The sequence below is a fragment of the Nocardia exalbida NBRC 100660 genome, from assembly GCF_000308575.1.
GTDB lineage: Bacteria > Actinomycetota > Actinomycetes > Mycobacteriales > Mycobacteriaceae > Nocardia > Nocardia exalbida.
Genome location: NZ_BAFZ01000034.1, coordinates 1 through 19,893 on the forward strand (window position 1 = coordinate 1; position 19,893 = coordinate 19,893).

Here is a 19,893-nt window from a genome sequence, read left to right on the forward strand (position 1 = left end):
CTGCGTCACCGCCCACCACCGCCGTGACCACACCCGCGGCGCGCGCCGCGCTGCGACCGGTCGGCACTCGGGTTTCGCGGACTCGTACGCGCCGTTCGGCGATGGTGTGGCGAACCGTGCTCAGCCGCGCGCGGCCGTGTATTCCTCGTCGAACTGCGGGGCGATGATGATGTCGTCGGCGGCACGCTGAATGTGTTCACGCAGTAGTCTTTCCGCCCGGTCCGCGTCGCGGGCCAAGGCGGCATCGACGAGCCCCCTGTGCTCGTCGGCGGTGCGCTCGAGCGCGTCCTCGGTCGGCCCCGATGGGGACCAACGTCGGTAGATGGCCGTCACATCACGCAGCCGTGTCGTGCCGTCGTGCATGTAGACATTCGAGCATCCCGAAATGAGCGCCATATGGAATGCGGTGTGGGCCTCGCTCCACGCCTCGCTGAACGGTGCCCCGGATTCCTCGGAGTACGGCGTGCGTTCCAGAAGATGATGCGCCGCGACGACATCCGACTCCCAACGTACCGAGCCGTCGCGTACCGACTGACGCAGGAACTGCGGTTCGGTCAGGGTCCGCACCAGCGTCAGCTCGGCAAGGTCGCGCGCCGACAGTGGGATGACGCTGAAGCCGAGGTTGCTCACCGTCTTGACGATGCCGTGCTCGACCAGTCTCGCCAGCGCCTCGCGCAGGACGCCGACGCTGACTCCATGTCTGGCACCGAGTTCCGGAAAGGTCAGCCGCTGTCCAGGCGTCAACCGCCCGCCCAGGATGTCCGCGCGGATCGCCGCGGTTACCGCGTCGGCACGCGTGCCCGAACCCTTCACCTTGGCCATGTGAGCAGAGTATCCGAGATCTAAACGCTCGCATATCTGTACAACTTTCGAATTTGTACTAAAGATGCGCATATCTTCGGTATCGTATGAGGCGTACCACAGCGGCGGATCGGAGGATCTCGGGTGCCCGCCGATGGCGACAGGAGAGAAATGGAAGACGTACTGGACCCACGAGCGACCACAACCGCCGCGGACGTGGTGAAGCGGGCCCACGAACTCGCTCCGAGACTGCGCGAACGCATCGCCGAAACGGAGCAGATGCGCTACCTGCCGGAAGCCACCATGCGCGACGGCGTCGAATGCGGGATCTTCTCGTTGCTGCTACCGCGCGAACTCGGTGGCGCGGGCGGTGGCGTCCGCGAATTCGTCGACGTGCTGAGGGCTTTAGCGGGGGGCGATCCGTCGGCCGCCTGGACGATGGCCTTCTTCGCAGCCCACAACTACATGTTGGCGCGGTGGCCGGAAGGGATCCAACGCCAGGTCTTCGCCGACGGGCCGCAACTCGTGGCGATCGCGGTGAACCCGCCCGGTAGAGCTGAGCGCGTAGCGGGCGGTTACAAACTGTCCGGGCGCTGGGGGTACTGCTCGGGCGTGCTCAATGCCGACTGGGTGCAGCTTGCCGGCAGAATCGAGGGAGAGAACGAGCTTCGGCTGTTCATGCTGGCCCGCGATCAGGTCGAGGTACCCGATACCTGGCATATGGCGGGCATGAAGGGCACGGGCAGCAATGACGTCATCGTGCGCGAGCAGTTCGTCGCCGAGGCATTTTCCCTCGACCTCGGCACCGCACCCGGCCGTGACAACCCTGGCGCGGAACTGTATCCGGAGCCGTTGTACACCTACGACGTCCGCGATCTGCTGGTCTTCCTGGTGCCCTCGCTCCTGCTCGGCGCGGCGGAGACCATTGTCGATGACTACCGGTCGCGCCTGGACACTCGGCGCGCCGCCTACAGCGGTCAGCTGACCGGTGATACGGCGACCGGCCAGGTTCGGTACGCCCGGGCTTTCTCCCAGCTACGGTCCGCTCAGGCGGTCCTCGACGCCGCCGTCCGCACAACCGAATCGGCCAATGCGGCGACCGGGGAGCGCCTCGGCGATGAGCTGCGCGCACAGCTCAAACTCGACTGTTTGTCCATCGGCAGACTGGCGGCAGAAGCGATCCGACTGGCCGTGCGCGGTTCCGGGGCGGCGATCTACCGCACCAGCGACCACACCCAGCATTTCCTGCGGGACGTCGACGTCATGCTAGCCCACTTGACCATCGACGAGGACGGGATCCTCACCCAGGCCGGGCGAATTCTGCTCGGCCGAGCGACCGAACCGCACCCTACTCGAAACTTCACCTGAGCGGAGCCGAAAACGTTATCCGAGGATACTTTTCGTGATCTCATGGCGGGTGTGTGCGGTCCGGTGACCGTCGTGACCGCTGCCGAGGGGGAGGCTCCTTTCGGCGCAACCGTCAGCTCGTTCGCGTCGCTGTCGCTGTCGCCACCGATGATCACCGCCGCGCTAGATCGCCGATCGACGCTGCTTGCCACGATTCTGCGCACCCGTCGATTCGGCGTGAATGTCCTGGGGCACGGGCACGACGAGATCGCGGTCGGCTTCGCGCGCCGTGATTCCGATCGATTCGACGGTATCGGGTGGCGCTTCGATGACGGATTGCCCCGGTTGACTGAAGCGCCGGGCTGGATGGCGTGCCGGTTGGTGCGCGCGGTCGACGGGGGCGACCACATGCTGTTGCTCGGCGAGGTGCAGAGCGCCGAAACGCGGACCGCTGCGCCGCTCGTCTACGGGTACCGGAGGTTCGGAACCCATTCCGCCTATGCCTGAGGGTAGCGGGCATAGGCCGGGACACCCGGTATCGGTGCTGCGCCACTGATACCAAGTGTTCTGTGTTGCAGAACATGTAATGAGGAACAGAATCTCACACCTTGACGTGACTCGGGTCATGTGTCTACTGTTCAGAATGTGATCCACGCAGCAGAACATGCAGCGAAGTGGTACCGGGCACACTGGATCGCCATCTCGGCGTCCGCGGGATGAAATCGCCTCTGGCGGCGAGCGGATCGCCCGCCCGGAATCGCAGAAATCCGAGATTGGAGATGAGGCCAATGATGACCTCGAGGAAACACGCCAGGGCGGCCGCCGCCGCGGCCATCGCGCTCGCCATGACGACCGGCGCCGCCGCAACCGCGCTGGCGGACCCGGTGACCGAGCCGGTTACCGAACCGGTCGCGGCCGTGCAGGGCGCCGAGGCACTGCGCACACAGATCCTGCCCGGGATCGAGTACAGCAGCAACCTCGCCGACGGCTCTGTCGCTATCAGCACGCCGCTCGGCTCGCTGACCACCCAGGGCGGGCGATTCGACGTGCGCGACGCACAGGGCAATACCGTGGTGGGCGACCAATTCTCCGAGGAAACCCTCGCCGCGCAGGCTCCCACGGAGGTCCCCGAACAGGTGACAACCGTATCTGTGGCCGGTGACGTCGCGGAGGCGCCGGACTCGCAGGAAACCTTCAATCGGGCGCTGGGCGTGGTCGCCACCCAGTTCGGTCTCGCTTCGGGCGTGGGCGGTATGGCAGGCGGCATCATCGGCGGCACCGGTGGCTGCCTGCTGGGCGCGGTTACCGGCGGCACCCTGTTGTTTCCGGTGAGCATGGGCACTCTCACCCTGCCCGCCGCCATGGCGGGTTGCATGGCCGGTGCGGGATTCGGCATCGCGGTGGGCAGCGTAGTCGGCGCAGCCGTGGTCGGCATCCCGGTCGGCATCGCCGCGTTGGCGCAAATGAATCAGACGCTCAACGCGCCGCGGCCCGCGGCCCCGCCGGCTCCGTCTGCCGCGACCGCGAGCTGACGCCGCTGAAGGGATCGCGGTGAGATGACCGAGGCCACCGGACGATATGTCCGGTGGCCTCGTTGTTTTGCCGTCGTGCAGGATCCTCACTAGCACGGGACCGGGTGTGATTCACCTCGATCGGTGCGGTCATCGTGCGTCGTAGAGCCGATCGGTGAGCCAATCGGCGACAAAGGTGTTCACCTCGTGAGAGTGTTCGAACAAGCAGTGAGCACCATCGGCCCACGCACGGAATCTCTTGTCAGGACTCGCCGCTCCCTGGAAAAAGGCACGTGCGTTCTCGATGGAGAAGACGCGGTCCGCCGTGCGTGCAGTACCAGCAGCGGACAGAGTGGGTCGCCCAGCAGATCTTGGGTCAGCGTGAACGGTTCCAGGGCGGAGTGAGCCTCGGCAGGGTCGTGAAGACCGAGCATCGCAATAACAGCGGTGACGACTCGCGGGCCGCCATCGAGGCCCTCGACTGGTCGAGTCGTGCGGCTGTTGACGCAGCAGGCGGCGATTCCTTCGTCGGTGGCGCCGACCAGCGCGGCCAGGGTGCCTCCCATGTCGGCGCCCCAGATGCCGACCGCGGGTCGTAGCCGACGATCGGTGAGCAGGTAGGTCGATGCGCGCAGATGCCAATCGCGCGCGCTGAGTAAATGGCAACGCGCCGACGCTGCGTCGGCGCGTTGCGCGTTCACCTCACCCAGTTCGGATGCCGCATCCGTCCATCGCCGACCGGTCCGCACGCGCCAATACAGCTCTCTGGCGTCCGCCTAATCCATACCCGTGCCGACGAGCCGCCGCAGCGGCATCGCCGGCCCGTGTACTTCAGCCCCCAGGTCGGTGACAGTGTCATCGGAGTAACGACATCTGTGATCAGCGGCTCGGCATCGCGGGCTCGCGGTCCCCGCCCACCTGCCGCAGTTGCTCCCGGAGCTGATCGACGAGCTCGCTCAATTCCGCCGTGGTGCGAGCGGTTCCGTATAGATAGAAATCAGGTCGGATGATTGCGGCGATATGCCCGTGCTCGCGCATGTGCGGCAGATAGGCGTCATCGATATCGGCCCAGGTGTCCGAGGCCCCGTTGGGGGTCAGCGGCACTACCGTGGCATCGATTTCATCGAGGAATGCCCACTGGGAATCGTCGAACGCGTGCTCGGCACAGTTCCCGTCGGTGAGGACGGTGAAGCCGTATCCGGTGAGATCGTCGAGCAGCGCGGTGATCCCGCCGTGGCGGAGGCGGTACTGCGGGGTCAGATGTCCGACCGTGGAGAGTCGGCGCCGGTTTGAATCATATTGCAGCACACCGTCTCCCAATACCGGCGGAGCACCTGCGGGAAGCACCCGGGCTGGATCGGCGGCGCCTGCGATCATGCGCTCGTCGCGCCGCGCGGCCTCGTCCGCGTCCAGGACGCAGATCACCTCGCCCAGCGCCATGGACATGTCGACAGCATGGCGAACATGCGCCGCTCGCTCACTGGAATAGGTGTCCAGCAGATTCGGGACGGCGCTACCGCGCAGCACCAAGTCGAGCTTCCAGGACAGATTCATCGCGTCACGGAGTCCCGAGCACATGCCCTGGCCGGCGAAAGGAGGCATCAGGTGTGCGGCGTCCCCGGCCAAGAGAAGGCGACCCGCTCGCCAGGTGTCGGACCAACGAGCCTGGAAGGTGTAGACGGTGTGCCGCTCGATGGTGGTGTTGCCGGGATGACGTCCCCACGGCGACAGCAGCCGCCACGCCGTGTCCAGGGTGTTGAGTTCGTCGACGGTTTCGTCGGGCAATCGCATGAATTCCCACCGCCGCCGCCCCGGACCGCCGGAGACGATGGTCGTGGGGCGGGCGGGGTCGCACAACTGCCAATTCATCGGAGACCACTGGCGTTCCTCGTGCGGCAGTACATCCACGATCAGCCAGTCGAAGAAGAAGCCCAGATCGGTGGTGTCTCCGGGCAGGTGCTGACGTACGAAGCTGTTCGCGCCGTCGGCTCCGACCACCCAGCGAGCGCGGAATTCGCGCGTACCCGCCGAATCGGTGCGGGCGTGCAGCTCGACGTGGTCCCTACCCTTCGCGAGGCCGGTCACCTGATGGCCGCGCAGAACGGTGACCGTCGGCTCCGATTCCGCGGCCGCGGCGAGCACACGCTCCAGATCGGGCTGGGAGAAGAAATTGGCGGTCGGCCATCCGCTCGGCCCGATCCCGCTCCAGTCGATACGAACCAGGCTGTCGCCGTCGGCGTTGCGCCACTCGTAGAAATCGGGAACCGGGTCGGTGATCGCCATGACCTCCTCGGCGATACCGGCCGCTTGGAAGATGCGCCCGATCTCGTGGTCGAAATGCACCGCCCTGGGCCGGTCGTAGGGGCGCGGCCAGCGCTCCAACACCAGTACGCGGTGCCCCTGACGGCCGAGCAGCCGAGCCAGCAGCTGCCCGACCGGGCCGTACCCGACAACGGCGACGTCGTAAACGGTGCTGTCACTACTGTGCATGGTGGGCACCGGTCATCAGGGCGGCGAGATCCTCCGGTTGCAGGAACGACGGCGGCGGTGGCGGACCCCAATTGAACAAACCCTTGGCACCCTCGAACACCTCCGGTGTCCACAGCTGGTCATCGACCACGCAGTCCATGTCGGAGTAGTACTCGGAGAAGTTGCCTGCCGGATCCTTGAGATACCAGAAGAAATTCGAGCCCGCGTGATGACGGCCCAACCCCCACACATGCCGGTCGGCGTCGGCCTCGAGCATGGCCGTCGCACCGCGACCCACGTCATCGACGTCGTCGACCTGCCATGAGGTGTGGTGCAGGAAGTTGACGGGTGCTTTCAGGACTAGAACATTGTGGTGATCGGTGGAGCAGCGCAAGAACGCGCCATGATCTTTGATCTCGTCGGAGATCTTGAAACCCAATCCTTGCGTGAAAAATCGTCGGGTCGCCTCGTAGTCGACCGAGCCCATCACCACATGGCCCAGCTTGCGCGGGCGCACCGGATCTTCTCGGAGCACTCCGGGTGCGCGGAAGCCGGTGCGTTCGATGCGGCCGGGCCCGTTGTACGACGGGGCGGGAGCCTCGGGCTGGGTGATCCGGTCGGCGATGCGCACGACCGCCCGGAACCCGGCCACCGGTTCCTCGGCCATGATCGTGTCCTCGCCGCGATAAACCCGAAGATCCAGTGCGCGCAGCCTTGCCGCGGCGGTATCGAGATCATCGGGATCATCGGCGCCGATGGCGATTTCGACCAGACGACGGGTCGGCGTGGTGATCAGGCGGAGCTGGTTGCCGCCGTCGCGGGTGCCCAGCCAGCCATCGGATTCAGGGGTGAGCCCGAACTCGGTGTAATAGTTGCGCGTCGAGGTCGGATCGGGGACCCCGATGGTGACCGAGGACAGTCGGTGCAGCGCCATTGCCAGCTCCTGAGAATGTTGTGCGGGGTCAGAGACCGGTAGCCATGAGGTGACGCATCTCGCCGACACCGCGGACGTAGCTCACCAATTCGTCACCGGGCGCGAGATAGCGCTCGGGTATGCGGCCGATGCCCACACCGGAGGGAGTGCCGGTGAAGATGACGTCGCCGGGCAGCAGCGGGGTGATGGCCGACAATCGGGCGATCAGTTCGGGCACCGGGAACACCATGTCGCGGGTGCGGCCTTTCTGCATCTGTTCGCCGTTGATCAGGCAGCCCAATTCGATGTCGTCGGGGTTCTCGAATTCGTCCGGCGTGACCAGCAGCGGTCCGATGGGGCCGAATCCCGGGTGCGATTTGCCCATGCTGAACTGGGGTGATGGGCCCACCCGCTGCCGGTCCCGCTCCGAAAGATCCTGTCCGACGGACACCCCCGCAACGTGATTCCAGGCGTCGGTGGCGGCGATCCGGTGGCCGGCGCGTCCGATCACCACGACCAGCTCGACCTCCCAGTCGACCTTGCCCGCGGGCAGCGATACCACGCCGTACGGCCCGGCGAGCGAGGACACGAACTTCGTGAACACCGGTGGTTCTTCCGGAACCGCGAAGTTCGACTCGGCGGCGTGCTCGGCGTAGTTCAGGCCGATGGCGAAAACCTGGCGCGGAGCGGGGACAGGATTGCCGAAGTGGGCGGGATCGTGATCAGCCAGGGTCGTCGCCTCCGATGCGGTGAGTGTGCCGCAGAACTCCAGCAATTCGTCCCAGCGCTCGTACGCGTCCTGGATGCGCGCGCTGAAACGGCCGTCGCTGGCCCGCTCGATGTCGACCGTCCGGTCGTCGGTGGTCACCAGCACTAGCCGCTCACGGATATTGGCGAAACGCACGATGCTCTACTCCCTGGATCGAAGGGCGGGCGCGATGGCCGCCCTGGCAATGACGTGCTGCGCGGAAGGCGATGTGCACGAAGTCACTTTCGAAAATAGTGGCGTAGTTTCGAAAATACAAGTTGCTTTTGATTGTACGATCATGTTTCGTATAGTGCTAGCGTTGGTGCATGGCGAAGAGTGGCGGGACGACCCGCGCGGACGGCATCTACCAGGCATTACGCGGCGACATCCTGGGCGGTCGGCTGGTGCCGGGGGAGCGACTGAAGTTCCCGGAGCTATCCGAGCACTACAAGGTCAGTGTCGGCGCGGCCCGGGAGGCGCTGACCAAACTGGCGGCCGAAGGCTTGGTAACCACCAAGGCGCACCAGGGGTTTCTGGTGCGGCCGCTGTCGCATCGAGATCTCGCCGAACTCACCCAGGCGCGGGTCGAGATCGAATCCCTGGTGCTACGGCTGTCGGTGCTGGAGGGAGATATGCGCTGGGAAGCGGATGCCGTCGCGGCACACCACTTCCTGGAACGAACGCGATATCGCGACCCGGCCGAGCCGAGTCATCCCACCGACGAGTGGTCGACCGCTCATGCGGCCTTCCACAACGCGCTGCTGGCGGGCTGCGGTAATCGGCGGCTGCTCGACACCGCTCGCGCCCTCCGGCAGGAGGCCGAGCTGTATCTGCAGTGGTCGGTGTCCTTCGGCAACGAGCCGGACCGGGATGTGCCCGGCGAACACCGCGAACTTCTGGACGCGGCGGTATCCCGCGATGCCGACCGTGCCCAGGACCTGCTGCGCGACCACATCGCGCACACCGCGCAATTGTTGATCAGTTGCGCACCCGATCAACCGAACTCGGCGGAGGCCGACAGCGACTAAGGAGAGTCCCTGATGGACAAGACGGTGAGCGATCCCTCGGCAGCGGTAGTCGACATCCCGTCCGGTGCGACACTCGCCGTCGGCGGATTCGGGCTCTGCGGCATCCCGGAGATCCTCATCGAGGCGCTCGAGGCATCGGGGGTCATCGACCTGGACGTGGTGTCCAACAACTGCGGCGTCGACGACTGGGGGCTCGGGCGGCTGCTGACAGCGGGCCAGATCCGCCGCGTCACCGCGTCCTACGTGGGAGAAAACAAGGAGTTCGCGCGCCGATACCTCTCCGGAGAACTGGAAGTCGAGCTGACACCGCAGGGGAGTCTGGCCGAACGCTTGCGCGCCGGCGGCTGCGGCATCCCGGCCTTCTACACCCCCGCGGGTCTCGGGACGCCGGTCGCCGACGGCACCATGTCGCTGCGCTACGCGCCCGACGGATCGACCGTCGTCCATGCTCCAGCCAAGGAGGTGCGGACCTTCGACGGCCGTGACTACATCCTGGAGTCGGCCATCCGCACCGACTTCGCATTGGTGCACGCAGCGCTCGGCGATCGCCACGGCAATCTGGTATTCAACGCCGCCGCGGGCAATTTCAACGCGTTGTGTGCGATGGCCGGAAAGATCACCATCGCGGAGGTCGAGCGGCTGGTGGAGCCAGGAGAGATTCTGCCCGGTCGGGTGCACGTGCCCGGTGTCTTCGTCCAGCGAGTGGTCCCGGTCGCCGATGTGGACAAGCGCATCGAGAAGCGCACCGTACAGCTGCCCCTTCCGGCCTAGCCGCGGAAACCGCGCCGCCGACACCTTTCATCGAACGAACGAGGATCACCCATGCCCTGGACTCGACACGAGATGGCCGCCCGCGCCGCGCGGGAACTGACCGATGGCCAGTACGTCAACCTCGGAATCGGTTTGCCGACCCTGGTGCCGAACTATGTACCCGACGATATGTCCGTCGTCTTACACAGCGAGAACGGAATTCTCGGCGTCGGGCCGTATCCCATGTCCGGCGACGAGGATCCGGATCTGATCAACGCGGGGAAGGAGACCGTGACCCTGCGCACGGGCGGAAGCTATATCGATTCCGCCTTGTCATTCGGCATCATCCGCGGTGGACATCTCGATGTGGCCATCCTCGGAGCGATTCAGGTGTCGGCCACCGGCGATCTCGCCAACTGGTCCATCCCGGGCAAGATGATCAAGGGCATGGGCGGGGCCATGGATCTCGTGCACGGAGCGCGCCGGGTAATCGTGCTGACCGAGCACAACGCCAAAGACGGCAGCCCGAAGATCGTGGCCGAGTGCACGCTGCCACTGACCGGAGTCGGTGTGGTGCACCGCATCATCACCGACCTCGGGGTCCTCGACAGCACCCCTTCGGGGCTGGTCCTGCGGGAACTGGCCCCCGAGGTCACCGTCGAGGAGCTTCGAGCCCGTACGGCAGCCGAGGTGAGCGTGGCCGAATACAGCCCGGCCCGTGCTTCGGGCTCATAACTTCGACTGATACTCGGATACTGATGATTGATTTCCGCTATGATCTGCGGTCGGGAAGGCTGGACTGTATGCACAGGACCGGCTTATGAACAGAATCGACGTGCACTGCCACTACCTGCCCGAGTTCTATCGCGAGGCGCTTGTCGCCAACGGGCACTCCCGGCCCGACGGCATCTGGGGCATACCGGCATGGACGGAGGGCGCGGCCCTGGTCGCGATGGACGAACTGGGTGTGACCACGTCCTATCTGTCCATCTCCTCGCCCGGCGTGCACTTCGGCGACGACGCCGCGGCTCGTCGACTCGCGCGCAGGGTGAACGAGGAGGGTGCGCGACTGGCTCGGGCGCATCCTGGACGCTTCGGGTTCTTCGCCTCCACGCCGCTGCCCGACATTAACGGCGCACTCGCCGAAATCTCCTATGCGTTTGATGAACTCGGCGCAGCCGGAGTGGTGTTCGAAACCAATATCGACGGCGTGTATCTGGGCAGCGAGCGGATGGCGCCGGTATTCGAGGAACTCGACCGCCGTGCGGCGGTGCTGTTCCTGCATCCCACTAGTCCGGCCGCGCCCTGCACCGGCTCCGCGCCGGCGCTGCCCTACCCCCGTCCGATGCTCGAGTTCCTTTTCGACACCACTCGGACGGTGAGCGACATGGTGTTGTCGGGCACCCTCGAGCGCTATCCCGATCTGCGGGTCATCGTGCCGCACGCGGGTGCTGTGCTCCCCGTCCTGGCCTCGCGCATCGACGTCATCGGCGCGAAGTCCGTCGGCAAGATTGAACCCATGCGGCGAGCGCTGCGGCGAATGCACTTCGATCTGGCGGGTATGCCGCTGCCGGAGATGCTGCCCGCGCTGCTGAGCGTCGCCGATCCGCGACGTCTGCACTATGGCAGTGACTGGCCGTTCACTCCGCTGCACGAATGCGTGAAAAGTGCTATGGCGCTTTCTGATTCGCTGCTGTTGGCGGGATCGCTGAACGCGGATGTCATGCATCGCAATGCCGCGAGATTGTTCGCGGTGGCCTCGACCGGTCACTGAGCGCCCGGCCCGTGCCGGGCCCCGCAATACTCCCGCGCTGCGCTGGCCCGGCAGCGGTGCGGGTGTCGGCCGCCGGGTGAGCATTGCCGTCTGCTCACCCGGCGGCGTTCGACGTTTCGAGACGATGGCAGTCGCGCGCGGGAGTCGGCGGACCTCGGTGCCCGTCCGCCGGGACTCGGCAGCATTCGGCGCTTCTCGGTCAATGAGCGGCCGGTGTTATGCTCTCCAGAACAGTTGACCTGAGATTCTGGAGGACTTCGGTGTCTGCGCCGGCGAGCTATCCGATCGAGTCGGTCGACAACGCCGCTCGAATCCTGTTGATGCTGCTGGACAGTCCGGCCCTGCGGGTAGCCAATGTCGCCCGCGACCTCGGGGTCGCGCGTTCGACCGCTCATCGGATGCTGACCACTCTGCAGGCGCGTGGATTGCTGCGTCAGGACCCTGCGACGAAGACGTACGGTCCGGGCGCGAGTCTGGTCGAACTCGGCATGGCGGTGATGGGAGCAGTCGATCTGCGCGCGGAAATTCGGCCAGTACTCGAGAAACTATCCGCCGAGACCGGCGAGACCGCTCATCTGCTGGTCTTGGAGGGAGTCGAGGTGGTGTTCCTCGACGGCGTCGAAGGCAAACATGTGATCCGGGCGGCGGCGCGCAGCGGACAACGGAGCTCGGCCCATACGTCCGCTGCTGGGAAGGCCCTTCTTGCGCACCTCGATCCGGAAGAACTGCGGCGCCGCTACCCCGGCACGCGGCTGCGTGGCGGTACCAGCGCGGCGCTCGGCACGCGCGCCGCGCTGTTCGCGGATCTGGAGCGGATCCGTGAACGGGGCTATGCCACCAATATGTCCGAAAGCGAACCCGATCTGCACGCCGTCGCGGTGACGGTATGCGACCGGAACGGAAACGCTCGGTTCGCCTTGAGCATCTCGGGACCGGCCGGGCGCTTGGGCGACGACCTGAGCGAACTCGGCACGCGGCTTCGTGCCACGGCCGACGAACTCGCACCGAGATTCTGAGCTAGGCCACGCCATCGCGCGTGCGGACCATCCACAGCACCGCCACGCCCGCCGCCGCTGGGACGATCAGGGCGTAGAAGCCCACGCCCGAGCCGGCAAACGACCCTGTCACGATGCTGACGTATGCCGGACCGACGATCGCGCCGACTCGACCCACCCCCATGGTCACACCCAGAGCGGTGCCTCGGAGTTCGGGCGGGAACGATCCAGCGATGAAGCCATTCAGTAGGTTTTGCGTACCGAAGGTTCCTACTCCGGCCACCGCCGACATCAGTAGTACCAGCCAGGTGCTACCGACAGCGCTGAGCGCGAGCAGGGCGACGCAGGCGAAGCCGAGACAGGTGATGGCGGTGCTCTTCGGGCGACCGCGGTCGGCGACCAGGGCGGCCACCAAGGTGCCCGCGATCGCGCCGCCGTTGAAGGCGACAGTGAAACTCAGCGCCGAGCGCATATCGAAGCCGCGCTCCACCAGCAGCGTGGGCAGCCATACGGCGACGCCGGAAACCAGCAGCAGTACCAGGATGCTCGTGGTGCCGAACAGGACGGTAGGTCGCCGCCACGGCGTGGTGAGCAGCACCCGGACCGGCGAATCGGTACGGGCCGCGACCGGCACGACGGCACTCGGCAACACGTAGAAGCAGGCCGGAATCAGCCCCAGCGCCAGAATGCCCAGTAGGAACAACGCCTGAAAGGATACGTCGTCCAGCACGGCGCGACCTACGAACGGGACGATCAGGCCACCGACGGCGACACCGCACTGCGCCGCGCCGACATGAAACGAACGGCGCTGCGATGGAGCGGATTCCGCCACGAAGGTCACCGTGAGAGTGGTGAGCGCGCCGACGGCGAAACCGGTGCAGGCCAGACCTGCGGCGAACACCGCCAAGCTGGGCGCCAAGCCGCTCACCGTCATTCCGAGCGACACCAGGACCAGCCCGATGAGCACCGGCGTGCGCGTGCCCCAGCTGTCACTGATTCGACCGGCGAGCAGCGCGCCGAATGGCATGCCCAGCGACAACACGGTGCCGAGGAAGCCCAACGTTCCGGCGGTCGCCCCCCACGTGCCGGAGTCGAGCAATGCTGGTCCAGAGGTGCCCAGCGCCCCGAGGTCCCAGCCTTCGATGACCAGGATCGCAATGCCGAACGGCAGTGCCCCGCGTCTGGTGCGTCCACGTGATCTGGCTTCGATGGAAACGTCCACGGCCTCTGAATGGTCGATACGCACGGTGGAAACCGCCTTCCTTGTGTTCTGTCACACAGAACATAGACCTGCTATTGGAACGCGACAAGGCTTGACGGCTGTCACGTGAACCGTCTACTGTGCGAAACATGATCTGCTTGGCAGAACGAATTGCCGCGCGGATCATCTCCCGGCCCGCCGCGGCGGCCGGATCGCAGACCCCGTAGTTCAGATCGGAATCCCCGGAAAATGAAGCTCACGACAGCGTCGGTCCTCTCACCGTTCCGCGTGGTGATCGCCGGCGGCGGCCCGGTCGGCCTGACCGCCGCCAATCTGCTCGCCACCGCGGGTGTCGAGGTGATCCTGGTCGAACGCAACGCGACCACCAGTGACGAAGCCAAAGCCATCAGCATGGACGCGGAATCGCTGCGCGTTCTCGACGGTCTCGGGCTGGGCGACCGCCTCAACGCGGTCATGGTGCCGGGCACCGGCGTCCGGTTCCACAACCGCCACGGCAAACGCGTGTTCCAAGCCCGCGGGCGCAAACCCTACATCTACGGCTACGCGGTGAAGAGTCAATTCTCCCAGCCGGAATTGGAACGGCTGCTCTTGGATCAACTGCAACTCCACGAGCGCGCCCAGCTTCGCTTCGACACAGAACTGATCGGCTACCGCAATGTCGCCGACGGAGTGGACATCGATATACGACGAGTCGGCACGGACACCGTGGAGACACTGCGTGCCGACTATCTGCTCGGCTGCGACGGCGGCCGCAGCACGGTGCGCAAGCTCGCTGGAATCCCCATGACCGGGCGAAGCTTCAGCGACGTCTGGCTGGTCGTCGACACAATCGGCGACCAGCACGACGACCGGTGCAGTATGCACTTCGGTGTCCCCGACCGCCCCTATGTCATCGTGCCCGGCGGAAACGGGCGCTGCCGCTACGAGTTCCTGCTACGTCCGGGTGAGGGAACAGCGCGCGAACGGCCCCCATTCGAGCTGATCGAGCGATTGCTCGCCCCGCACCGAGCGATCACGGCCGACCAGGTCGAACGTTCGGTGAACTACACGTTCTCCGGCCTGGTCGCGGATCGCTGGCGCGACCGGCGGGTGTTCTTGCTCGGCGACGCGGCGCATATGATGCCGCCGTTCGCAGGGCAGGGCCTCAACTCGGGTATCCGCGACGCCGCCAATTTGTGCTGGAAGTTGAGCCTCGTGGCACACGGCCGAGCGGCTGCGACGCTGCTGGACTCCTACGAGGCCGAACGCAAACCGCATACCGAGGCCACCGTCACGGCATCGGTGCGGCAGGGCCGAATCGTCATGACGAGCAATCGGCTCGCCGCCGTGGTCCGAGACACTGTCGTCGCGGTCATGCTGCGGATTCCGCGCTGGCGTGACTATCTCGTGCACCTGAACTACCTGCCCGAGCCGCGCTTACCAGTCGGCGTGGTGGTCCGAGACGGACCCGAGACGGAGGAACTGGTCGGGAGACCCCTCGATCAACCAAACGTCCTGCACCCAGACGGCTCGACCAGCCGACTCGACGAGGTGCTCGGCACCGGATTCACGCTGCTGGGTGTCGACGTCACCGCAGCGGATTGGGCACTCACCAACGCCGCGTTCGATGACCTGCCTGCCCAGCGCCTCTCGATAGTCCTCGGTGATCGCCGCCCGCGCTGGGATGCCACCCCACGCGCGGTGGGTGATGCCGATGGCGAGCTGGAAGACCTGCTGAGTGGCGTCTCCGGCCGCTTCGTCCTGCTCCGTCCGGACAGATACGTCGCCGCCGTCTTCCGCTCCGCCCGAGCGGAATTCACCGCCTCTGCGCTGCGTCGCCTGCTCGGCTCCGACACAGTCCTACCCATACCGACCGCGAAAGGCGCTCGATGAATCCCGAATCCGACCCGGCGATCGCCGAGCTCGGCCACGTCGGCATCCGCTGTCATGATGTCGCACGTCAGCTCGAGTTCTATACCCGGACGCTCGGCCTCACAGTCACCGATCACGACGAGGCACTCGGCGTCTGGTTCCTGTCGGCTCGGCCCGACACCGAACATCACGAAATCCTGCTGGCCACCGGTCGCACCGCGGCTGCGGACACGCAACTCATCCAGCAGGTCTCGTTCCGGTGCGACTCCTTGGAAAGCGTTATCGGGTTCTTCCGACGTTTCCGCGACGAGGGCGTCGAGCTGGACATGGTGGTTTCGCACGGCAACGCCGTCGGCGTCTACTTCTTCGACCCCGAAGGAAATCGATGCGAGGTCTACTGGCAGACCGGAATGCAGGCGCGCCAGCCCTTCGTCGAACACATCGACCTCGATACCGACACGGACGAGCTCCTCGCCCGGATACGTGCGTCCGTCGAGAAGTACGGCGAGAGCGGATTCACCGAGCCCTCCTACGTCGAATGGACCACTTCGCACAACAACCCCGCCTCCTCGAGCACTGGAGCAGCACAGTGAAACTGGCCAGAATCCGCACCGCGACTGGAGATATCCGCGTCGGTATCGTCGAATCCGACGGTATCCACCTGCTCGCGGAAATCGACGATATCCAGTCTCTGCTGACCGATCCTGGTCGGACCTTGACCGAAGCCGCCCTCGCCCGAGGCGCCACCGGTGAAGTCGTGGACCCCGAGACTGTGCAGTATCTGTCGCCGCTCGCGACACCGCCGACCATCCGTGACTTCTACGCCTTCGAACAGCACGTGCGCGCCGGTCGGGCCTGGCGTGGCTTGGAGATGGACCCGGACTGGTACCAGATCCCGGTCTTCTACTTCTCCAATCCATACGCGGCCACCGGAAGCGGCGACATCCCGATTCCGCCCGGCAGCAACGCATTCGACTTCGAACTGGAGATCGGCGCGGTGGTGGGTGGGTACGGTCGCGACCTGACACCCGAACAAGCCGAGCCACTGATCGCCGGCTTCTGCATCCTCAACGACTGGAGTGCCCGCGACCTGCAGAAGCGTGAGATGACGCTGTCCATGGGCCCGGTCAAGGGCAAGGACACCGCTACCGGTCTCGGTCCCTGGCTGGTCACCCCCGACGAACTCGCCCCCTTCAAGGAGGGCACCGGCTACCGGCTGAGCATGCGTTGCGAGGTCAACGGGCGCAAATACACCGAAGCCGTGTGGTCGGATGTCTACTGGTCGTTCGCGGAGATGATCGCCTATGCCTCTCGCGGGACAGAGGTCCGCCCTGGGGACGTGATCGGCAGCGGCACCTGTGGCACCGGCTGCATCAACGAACTCTCCCGCACCTACAGTGCGGAAGAGTATCCCTTCCTGCAGGAAGGCGACGTGGTAGTGGCGTCCGTGGAGGGCCTCGGCACGCTGGAGAACCGCATCGTCGCCGGCGCACCGGCGATCCCGCTGCGTGAGGGCACGGTCTGAGCTCCGGGCACGACCGGCTGCCGCCGCTGCCGGTCTCCGCACTCACCGACGAGCAACGCGCGGCCGTCCGTAGCGTGACCGACGGTCCCCGCGGCGATGTGTTCGGTCCGTTCGTCCCGCTGCTGCGCAGTCCCGTGGCGATGACGCGTCTACAGCATCTAGGGCAATACCTTCGCTTCGAAAGTACCCTTCCACGGGATCTTTTCGAGATGGCGGTATTGCTCACCGCGCGCGCACGAGATCAGGATTTCGAATGGGCCTATCACGCGCCGCTGGCCCGAACCGCAGGGGTTCCGGAGCCTGTCATCCACGCGATCGCACATGATGCGGAACCCGAGAATCTCGAGACCCGAGCCTTCACCGCACACCGACTCGTCGCAGCGTCGTTGCATACCAATGAGATCGATGACGAGACATACGACGAGGCTGTCGCGTGTCTGGGTGCGGAATGGGTCATCGACTTGGTCGTCACGGCCGGGTACTACTCGACACTGGCCATGGTGATGAACCTCGCGCGTACCCCTGTACTCGAAGACTCATCCGACCTCGCGATCTTCCGGTCCCCTCGCACGAAGGCAAGTCCACAATGAACCTACTCCGTACCGCCGCTCGCATCCTGACAGGATCGACCTACGCGATCCTGGGTTGGGAAGCCGCGCGCACGCCGGGCCCACGCGTCGAGATGGCAGCGGGCACCCTCGCGGCGATGCGCAAGCTCGTCCCCCTCCCCGCAGACGACGAACTGATTGTGCGCGGCAACGGCGCCATCCAAGCTGTGGGCGGAACTCTCTTCGCGATGGGTCTGTTCCCCGGCCCGGCCGCAGCCGTGATCGCAGCCTCCTTGATACCGACCACCGTCGCGGGTCACCCGTACTGGACCATCGTCGACCCTGACGTCCGAAAGGCGCAGCGTATCCAGTTCCAAAAGAACCTCGCGATGCTGGCCGGCCTTGTCTTCGGCTATCTGGATTCCCGGCCGATCCCACCGAGCCCGGGGACTTCGCGGTAGTCCGAGGATCTCTGAGCAGGAGGCCGCGATGCCGCCGAAGGCTGTCGGTCAGCGCCGTCGTCCGACGCAGGAGCGTGCGAAGGCGACCAGGGAGCACATCCTCGACACGGCCGCCCGGTTGTTCGGGGAGCGCGGTATCGCCAACACCTCGACGAACCGGATCGCGGTGGAGGCCGGGGTGAGCATCGGCACGGTCTATCGGTACTTCGCTGATCGCTCTGTCTTGGTCGATGAGCTGCTCGAGCGGTTGCTCGACACCATCGAGCGGCGGTTCACGCGGCGAGTGTTCGGTCTCTCGGAAAAGTCGATCGTGGAGATCGTTACCGACATTCTCGAAGTAATCACCGGCGAGTTGGTTGCCAACGCGCAGTTGGTACGTGCACTGGTTGCGGGAGTGCAGTTCTACAGCAGTGGTATCCCGGAGTTCGAACCTCGGCTGCGCCTGTTGGTCAAGGTGCTGTTGATTCAAATTCTCGGGCCGGGCGACGATCATGAATACGAATTGATGACATTCGTTTTGATCAATACCGGTTTTGCGGCGGTATTGCGCGCGTCGGCCTTGGAGGGCGACAGTCGCGAACGGATGGAGGCGGTCGATATGACGGCGCGGATGATCGCGGCCTGGATCGAGGCGTAAGTCGACCCTACGGCCGCGTGAAATCCGGGTCGGCCGAGAAAACGCCTCTCGAGTCGCCGAGGCGCTCTACCTGCCTCGACCCCACCGATGCCAGAACGCCCTCCGTCATGCCAGCGGGGCACAGGTGCGCAGGCCCGATCGGCGATCGTGGCTTCGCGGGATCGCGGAGGAGACGGAATAGGTGCTCTCGGCCGGATTCGAGCGAGCGCCGTCCTGGCAGCCGGTTCCCGCGACCGAGCACCCAGCCGATTGCCGCGGCGATCGAATCAGTAGGTAGCTCGTCTGTCGTTTCATGGCTCGATCGGTCGGTCCCTGATGTATTGCGCACCCTTAAGGCGCAACGCTCAGAGGAGCTGGTGTCTCGATACGTCATAGATAGGACCGACCATTGAGGTGTGTGCAGATCACTGTGGACGAAAGCACGGGAATATCCTCGGGCGTCGCGGGTGAGCCGATGCTGTCGCTCGGCGAGCCGCCCTGTGCGCGCAGCGCCCTCCGGACTCATGCGGTTCCTCCAGGTGAGAGCCTCGACTTCCCGAGGTTCCTCGGTGGGGTCAGGAGAACCCTCAGCGCTGCGAAGGAGGCGGCGCGATGAGGCAGCTCTCCGCGTATCAGCCGGGTTGTCCGTCACCGGGCCTGCGGCCGAGTGACCAATCGTTGCCGTTACTGGCGCCGGACGAGTTGCTTCGGGCGATCGCCGGGCGGGCGAGTGACGGTTCGCCGCTTGTCGGATGGGCGCGTGAACTCGGCGATCTGCACGCTGAACTGGTGCGCTTCCGGCTCGGCCGGGTACCGCAGGGAAGCGATTTCGACGATGACCGGGTTCGTTCGGAGATCGATCGCTTAATGGGCGAGATCGACACGTGGGCAGTGCGGCACATTCTATGGACAAAATGTGGGCGTATGTACACACATTCGCTGGGGGAGGTGATGGGCCATATCGCAAAAATGTACGCCGAGGCATGGTGGACGGTACTGCACACGGCTGATGCTGACCAATGGCACGACGTCTGGGTGCGTTTGAGTGAGGTTCGCGAGGGCTACGCCTATATGGTCGACGAAATCCGATCCGGGCGGCTTCAGCTTCCATTGGGATTGTGTGTGATTCCAGCTCCGGGAGTCGGATGATTACCCTACGCATTGCGTCGCGCGATAACGACCCATGCACCGGTTTCGAGTGCGTAGAAGAATGAATGCGCTCCGGCGCGAAAACATCAGGTGGTACCGAATGAATTCGATGTTTTGCTCGTGCTGTCGGGACATTGCGCTGTCGGAAACGGATTTCCATAGCTGCCCACGCATCTCTTGCGCGA

Annotated in this window: 21 protein-coding genes; 15 read left to right on the forward strand and 6 right to left on the reverse strand. The window is 65.4% G+C overall.

From position 1 onward, the window contains the following. Positions 1-120 precede the first annotated feature (120 nt). On the reverse strand, positions 121-894 hold the full coding sequence (locus tag ON29_RS06980; RefSeq protein WP_245548851.1) for a GntR family transcriptional regulator: 774 nt from the start codon (positions 892-894) through the stop codon (positions 121-123). Between the two features lie 78 nt (positions 895-972). Between ON29_RS06980 and ON29_RS06985 the strand changes: the two genes are divergently transcribed. From ON29_RS06985 to ON29_RS33665, 3 genes are all read left to right on the forward strand, one after another. After that, positions 973-2,169, forward strand: coding sequence for an acyl-CoA dehydrogenase family protein (locus tag ON29_RS06985; protein ID WP_051174945.1), 1,197 nt, complete (start codon positions 973-975; stop codon positions 2,167-2,169). Between the two features lie 42 nt (positions 2,170-2,211). Continuing rightward, positions 2,212-2,655 carry a flavin reductase family protein gene (locus ON29_RS06990; RefSeq protein WP_040865341.1) on the forward strand — a complete coding sequence of 148 codons (444 nt, stop codon included), beginning with the start codon at positions 2,212-2,214 and terminating at the stop codon, positions 2,653-2,655. 284 nt (positions 2,656-2,939) lie between these two features. Continuing rightward, the gene (locus tag ON29_RS33665; RefSeq protein WP_157172679.1) at positions 2,940-3,680 is read left to right on the forward strand and encodes a hypothetical protein; all 741 of its coding nucleotides are present in this window, start codon (positions 2,940-2,942) and stop codon (positions 3,678-3,680) included. A gap of 179 nt (positions 3,681-3,859) precedes the next feature. Here the strand turns inward: ON29_RS33665 and ON29_RS35645 are convergent, their stop codons facing one another. The 4 genes from ON29_RS35645 to ON29_RS07015 form a co-directional block, all read right to left on the reverse strand. Continuing rightward, on the reverse strand, positions 3,860-4,360 hold the full coding sequence (locus tag ON29_RS35645; RefSeq protein ID WP_157172680.1) for a hypothetical protein: 501 nt from the start codon (positions 4,358-4,360) through the stop codon (positions 3,860-3,862). Between the two features lie 178 nt (positions 4,361-4,538). Continuing rightward, positions 4,539-6,149, reverse strand: a complete 1,611-nt coding sequence (gene mhpA, locus ON29_RS07005) for a bifunctional 3-(3-hydroxy-phenyl)propionate/3-hydroxycinnamic acid hydroxylase MhpA (protein ID WP_040865412.1) — start codon at positions 6,147-6,149, stop codon at positions 4,539-4,541. Further along, positions 6,139-7,062 (reverse strand): VOC family protein, encoded by a 924-nt coding sequence (locus ON29_RS07010; protein WP_040865343.1) that lies wholly within the window; start codon positions 7,060-7,062, stop codon positions 6,139-6,141. The genes mhpA and ON29_RS07010 overlap by 11 nt, the downstream gene beginning before the upstream one ends. 28 nt (positions 7,063-7,090) lie before the next feature. Next, positions 7,091-7,945, reverse strand: a complete 855-nt coding sequence (locus ON29_RS07015; protein WP_040865344.1) for a fumarylacetoacetate hydrolase family protein — start codon at positions 7,943-7,945, stop codon at positions 7,091-7,093. Between the two features lie 170 nt (positions 7,946-8,115). On the opposite strand from ON29_RS07015, the gene ON29_RS07020 reads away from it, so the two are divergent. The 5 genes from ON29_RS07020 to ON29_RS07040 all read left to right on the forward strand — a co-directional run bounded on the left by ON29_RS07020 (position 8,116) and on the right by ON29_RS07040 (position 12,357). After that, positions 8,116-8,817 carry a GntR family transcriptional regulator gene (locus tag ON29_RS07020; RefSeq protein WP_040865345.1) on the forward strand — a complete coding sequence of 234 codons (702 nt, stop codon included), beginning with the start codon at positions 8,116-8,118 and terminating at the stop codon, positions 8,815-8,817. Between the two features lie 12 nt (positions 8,818-8,829). Then, complete coding sequence (locus ON29_RS07025; RefSeq protein WP_085994842.1) at positions 8,830-9,588, forward strand: CoA transferase subunit A; 759 nt, start codon at positions 8,830-8,832, stop codon at positions 9,586-9,588. 51 nt (positions 9,589-9,639) lie between these two features. Continuing rightward, positions 9,640-10,302, forward strand: a complete 663-nt coding sequence (locus ON29_RS07030; RefSeq protein WP_040865347.1) for a CoA transferase subunit B — start codon at positions 9,640-9,642, stop codon at positions 10,300-10,302. Between the two features lie 85 nt (positions 10,303-10,387). Continuing rightward, positions 10,388-11,341, forward strand: a complete 954-nt coding sequence (locus tag ON29_RS07035) for an amidohydrolase family protein (protein ID WP_040865348.1) — start codon at positions 10,388-10,390, stop codon at positions 11,339-11,341. Positions 11,342-11,601: 260 nt separating this feature from the next. After that, complete coding sequence (locus tag ON29_RS07040) at positions 11,602-12,357, forward strand: IclR family transcriptional regulator (RefSeq protein ID WP_051174947.1); 756 nt, start codon at positions 11,602-11,604, stop codon at positions 12,355-12,357. Between the two features lies 1 nt (position 12,358). Here the strand turns inward: ON29_RS07040 and ON29_RS07045 are convergent, their stop codons facing one another. Next, positions 12,359-13,558: an MFS transporter gene (locus tag ON29_RS07045; protein ID WP_040865349.1), complete on the reverse strand. Its 1,200-nt coding sequence runs from the start codon at positions 13,556-13,558 to the stop codon at positions 12,359-12,361. A gap of 228 nt (positions 13,559-13,786) precedes the next feature. Between ON29_RS07045 and ON29_RS07050 the strand changes: the two genes are divergently transcribed. The 7 genes from ON29_RS07050 (at position 13,787) to ON29_RS35650 (ending at position 19,708) form a co-directional block, all read left to right on the forward strand. Next, positions 13,787-15,430 carry a bifunctional 3-(3-hydroxy-phenyl)propionate/3-hydroxycinnamic acid hydroxylase gene (locus ON29_RS07050; protein ID WP_051174948.1) on the forward strand — a complete coding sequence of 548 codons (1,644 nt, stop codon included), beginning with the start codon at positions 13,787-13,789 and terminating at the stop codon, positions 15,428-15,430. Continuing rightward, positions 15,427-16,002 carry a VOC family protein gene (locus ON29_RS07055; RefSeq protein ID WP_040865350.1) on the forward strand — a complete coding sequence of 192 codons (576 nt, stop codon included), beginning with the start codon at positions 15,427-15,429 and terminating at the stop codon, positions 16,000-16,002. Before ON29_RS07050 ends, ON29_RS07055 begins: the two co-directional genes overlap by 4 nt. Further along, the gene (locus tag ON29_RS07060; protein WP_063825254.1) at positions 15,999-16,934 is read left to right on the forward strand and encodes a fumarylacetoacetate hydrolase family protein; all 936 of its coding nucleotides are present in this window, start codon (positions 15,999-16,001) and stop codon (positions 16,932-16,934) included. The genes ON29_RS07055 and ON29_RS07060 overlap by 4 nt, the downstream gene beginning before the upstream one ends. Positions 16,935-17,008: 74 nt before the next feature. Continuing rightward, positions 17,009-17,524 (forward strand): carboxymuconolactone decarboxylase family protein, encoded by a 516-nt coding sequence (locus tag ON29_RS07065; RefSeq protein ID WP_051174949.1) that lies wholly within the window; start codon positions 17,009-17,011, stop codon positions 17,522-17,524. Then, positions 17,521-17,943, forward strand: coding sequence for a DoxX family protein (locus ON29_RS07070; RefSeq protein ID WP_040865351.1), 423 nt, complete (start codon positions 17,521-17,523; stop codon positions 17,941-17,943). The genes ON29_RS07065 and ON29_RS07070 overlap by 4 nt, the downstream gene beginning before the upstream one ends. A gap of 28 nt (positions 17,944-17,971) precedes the next feature. Continuing rightward, entirely contained in the window at positions 17,972-18,580 is a 609-nt protein-coding gene (locus ON29_RS07075; RefSeq protein ID WP_040865352.1) for a TetR/AcrR family transcriptional regulator, read from the forward strand. Between the two features lie 591 nt (positions 18,581-19,171). Then, positions 19,172-19,708, forward strand: a complete 537-nt coding sequence (locus ON29_RS35650) for a hypothetical protein (RefSeq protein ID WP_157172681.1) — start codon at positions 19,172-19,174, stop codon at positions 19,706-19,708. Positions 19,709-19,893: the final 185 nt, after the last annotated feature.